Here is a 3,624-nt window from a genome sequence, read left to right as displayed (position 1 = left end):
GCGCCTTAAGATAACAGCGACAGAGTTTGAGCTTATCTGGTTAACCGATATGACGTCAGTTAACGCCGATGACGGCACTGCATCAGCATGACTGCTGTTAACCAATATTGTGTTGAGCAAACACCCGCTCCCCAAGAGAATTGAGAATTTTACATTCCCCCTCAAGGACAGCGATGATTGATTTTCCCTTACGAAAACTGGCCGGAATAATCACCCGGCCAGAGTCACTCAACGACAAACCTTCAAGTACCGCGTTATGCATAATGAGCCCTACGGGGGCGTCGTAATACAAAACCGTCACAGTGACATGCGTTGCTTGCATAGCATTTGACTCACATTAAGTAGCGTTGACAGCTATCTGCAAACGAAATCAAGATCCCTTAGCATCCATTAACATGCTAAAAATCCATCCATAACAACAAAACCTTCACATCAACAAGCTGGCTTTTACATTAAGCATCATGACACTATTAAGAGGCTAGCGATAAAGCCAAGCCTTCACGTCCAATGCCTTTAGAAGACCCCTGTGGTTTGAGTCACGTGGCGCTATCGCTGCCATCCCAAACGCTCAACCCCAGAATATGAAACCTAAAACCGAAACCATTCAATAACAAATTTCACATAAAAGCAATCCGTTCAATATATTAGTTTGTAAGAGTCACTCACATTATTGATGGCGGCCACTTTTGATTGGCGGACACTTCGGATTGGCGCCCACGATGGATTATTCCTTCACCCTAAATTAGGCCGCTTTAAAGCCGACTCTAAACCCTCCCCAATGCTTACCGTTAACATAGATAGGGACGGATAAATCATGCATCACCTCTCCGGTATCGCGCTTATAGGTCTGCAATAACAGAGGCTCGGTATGAGTGCCACAGCGGATCCCTGTGGCGTCATTAAAGAGTCGCTTAGTACGATTATGCACAATATCGATATCATGCTTGCCAGTTAACTTCTGGCTAAAGCGTTGATTATGTGTGGGGAAATAGCCTTTGCGGTCCACCGCGCCAGCATACACAATTTGACTGTGCTGCGCTAAGATGGGCTCTTGAATGGCAGGAAAATACTGATCGGTAAAACCATCGAAGGCTGTCGTATATTTTTGCGGCTGGGTGTGACTCATCGGCTGATAATGCGGATTAAACAGTTCAGCCTCACTAAAACGACCACTGGCAATGCCTTGGGCCAATTTTTCACCGCAGGCGTTGGCCGCCTTGCGCGCCAGCAATAAGACTTGTTGATCAAAAGTTTGGGTCTCCCACAACACAAGAGCATTGAAAATACTCTCCGTGGTGGCCGCAAGCGTCGATGCCTGCACCGACAACTGTTGACTCTGCTTACCTGTGGCGCTTAAAGAATCGCGGATCTGGGTTACCGAACCACTGATCTCTGTGGTCGTACTGCTATATTGCTTAAGGGCATCTTCCATCTCCCTAAGCGCATGAGTTGAGTGTGCCACTGAGCCGGAAATATCAGTAAACTGTTGATCAAGTTGGTCCATTGCACACACGGCATCAGCCGTCTTTGCCACCACCTGCTCCATCAAACCGGAGGTTTTATCGGTCTCACCACGGATCTCAAAGAGCATCTTGCCAATATCTTGGGTCGCTGCAGCCGTTTTTGCCGCAAGGCTGCGCACCTCATCAGCCACCACGGCAAAGCCACGCCCCTGCTCACCAGCGCGTGCGGCCTCAATGGCAGCATTGAGTGCAAGTAAATTGGTTTGCTGTGCTACCGCATTAATGACCTCAGTAATATTTTGAATTTTATCGGCTTTAAATTTTAAAGCCATCACTTGCTCAGCGGCGGTATTGATATCGGCATTGAGCGACTCAATGGCGCCGACGCCTTGCTGAGCTTGGGTTCTCCCGAGCAGACTCAAACGCTCAGCTTCCTGAGCTTGGATTAAAATCGCCTCGGCATTATCGCCAAGTTGCGCCGTCGTCACAGTTAATTGCTCGGCGGCCACCGCAATCACACTGGCATGCTCCCCGTTCGAACCAATAGATTTATTCAGTAAATCAATAAAATGGGACACCTCTGCAGCCCCAATCGCCACCTTGCTGGTTTGGATGCTGATATGCTGCGCCGCGGTATTTTGTGAGCGCTGCACATCGACATACTGCGCTTGAGTCCGGGCAAAGTAGGCCGACAACCACCACAGCCCCCAAGCGCAACCACCAGCAACTAACGCGCCGAGGATCAGCGCCTGCACTATAGGTGGCAGGGCAAATCCTGCAAGTAAAACACTGCACAAGGTCACCATGATAAAGCTGGTCACTATCGTAACACTGACCACAGACCCTCTCTTTTGTAGGATTGGCATCATTCATTCCACGATTCAAGTAAACACTCGGCACGACAAACTCCTGCCGATAAACGAAAGCGGTTATCAGGGTAGGCTCAATACCAAAGCGGAGTGAGTTGGTCGCAATCGCGATTGCCCTGACGTAATAACCTATTAATCTAATAAGGTATCATCTAGGTACCGCAGCATTTAAGGCATTAGACATTGGTCTTAAGCTAGGCGATAGGGCAATCACAAAATTGCACCATCCATCCCTTTATCGCTGATAATTCCCATGAGGGTGACTGCACTTCTGTGGAGAAAACTGCTAATATCGGCGCAATTTTTTTGAGTTAACGAGATCAAGATGGGCAGAGCATATCAAAATCGTAAAGAATCCATGGCGAAAACCGCCGGCCAAAAAACCCGCCTTTACTCGCGCTACGGTAAAGAAATTTACGTTGTCGCTAAGCAAGGTGGCGTCGAGCCAGATGGAAACTTATCACTACGTCGTTTAATTGAACGCGCCAAGAAAGACCAAGTGCCAGCGCATGTGATTGAACGCGCGATCGAAAAAGCCAAAGGCGGCGGTGGTGAAGATTATGATACTGCGCGTTATGAAGGCTTTGGTCCTGGCAACTGTATGGTGATTGTGGACTGCTTAACCGATAACGTAAAACGGACCTTTACTGAAGTGCGCCAAGCTTTCGTGAAAAACGATGCCAAACTCGGAAGTCCTGGTACTGTTGGCCACATGTTTGATCAATCAGCCGTATTTGTATTTCCTGGCGATGATGAAGATGCCATTTTAGAAATTCTGATGATGGCTGACGTGGATGTGAGCGATGTCGAAGTCGAAGATGGCATGATCAGCGTATTTGCCCCGCATACCGAGTTCTTCAAGGTTAAAACCGCACTGACCGAAGCAATGCCAGAGATTAACTTTGAAATTGAAAACATTACCTTTGTGCCACAAACCATGACGAAGGTAACCGGTGAAGACGTTGCGGTTTTCGATAAGTTTATCGCGGCATTAGAAGATTGTGATGATGTGCAAAACGTCTACCACAATGCCGAAATTGAAGAGTAACTCACCTTATTCTTGCCATAAAAACGCAGCCTAATGGCTGCGTTTTTGTTTTAATCCTCACTGTGTTGGCCGCTCATTTATGCTAACTACGCGCTTGCCACGCTGTGGCAAAGACAGTGTGATTGCGACGCTGTGATTACCACCGTCTCATCGCCCTCTGACGCGCACACTCCAAACGCTTAGCAGATTAACGTAAATCCATTTCTTGAATAATTTCATGGGCGATGGCTGGCGTGGTGCAGCT

The 3,624-nt window shown here is 47.9% G+C and carries 3 protein-coding genes; 1 reads left to right on the top strand and 2 read right to left on the bottom strand.

Features of this window, described 5'->3' with window-relative positions; genetic code table 11:
* Positions 1-97: 97 nt before the first annotated feature.
* Complete coding sequence (locus ACRCZA_RS05670; RefSeq protein ID WP_438673493.1) at positions 98-322, bottom strand: TIGR02922 family protein; 225 nt, start codon at positions 320-322, stop codon at positions 98-100.
* 420 nt (positions 323-742) lie between these two features.
* The gene (locus tag ACRCZA_RS05665) at positions 743-2,269 is read right to left on the bottom strand and encodes a methyl-accepting chemotaxis protein (protein ID WP_438673494.1); all 1,527 of its coding nucleotides are present in this window, start codon (positions 2,267-2,269) and stop codon (positions 743-745) included.
* Positions 2,270-2,657: 388 nt separating this feature from the next.
* On the opposite strand from ACRCZA_RS05665, the gene ACRCZA_RS05660 reads away from it, so the two are divergent.
* Positions 2,658-3,380: a YebC/PmpR family DNA-binding transcriptional regulator gene (locus tag ACRCZA_RS05660; protein WP_438673492.1), complete on the top strand. Its 723-nt coding sequence runs from the start codon at positions 2,658-2,660 to the stop codon at positions 3,378-3,380.
* Positions 3,381-3,624: the final 244 nt, after the last annotated feature.

Source organism: Shewanella sp. (genome assembly GCF_051658185.1).
In the GTDB taxonomy this organism is placed as follows: Bacteria; Pseudomonadota; Gammaproteobacteria; order Enterobacterales; family Shewanellaceae; genus Shewanella.
Note: the sequence above shows the minus strand (reverse complement) of the source record. Positions and strands in the feature narration are given on the sequence as shown.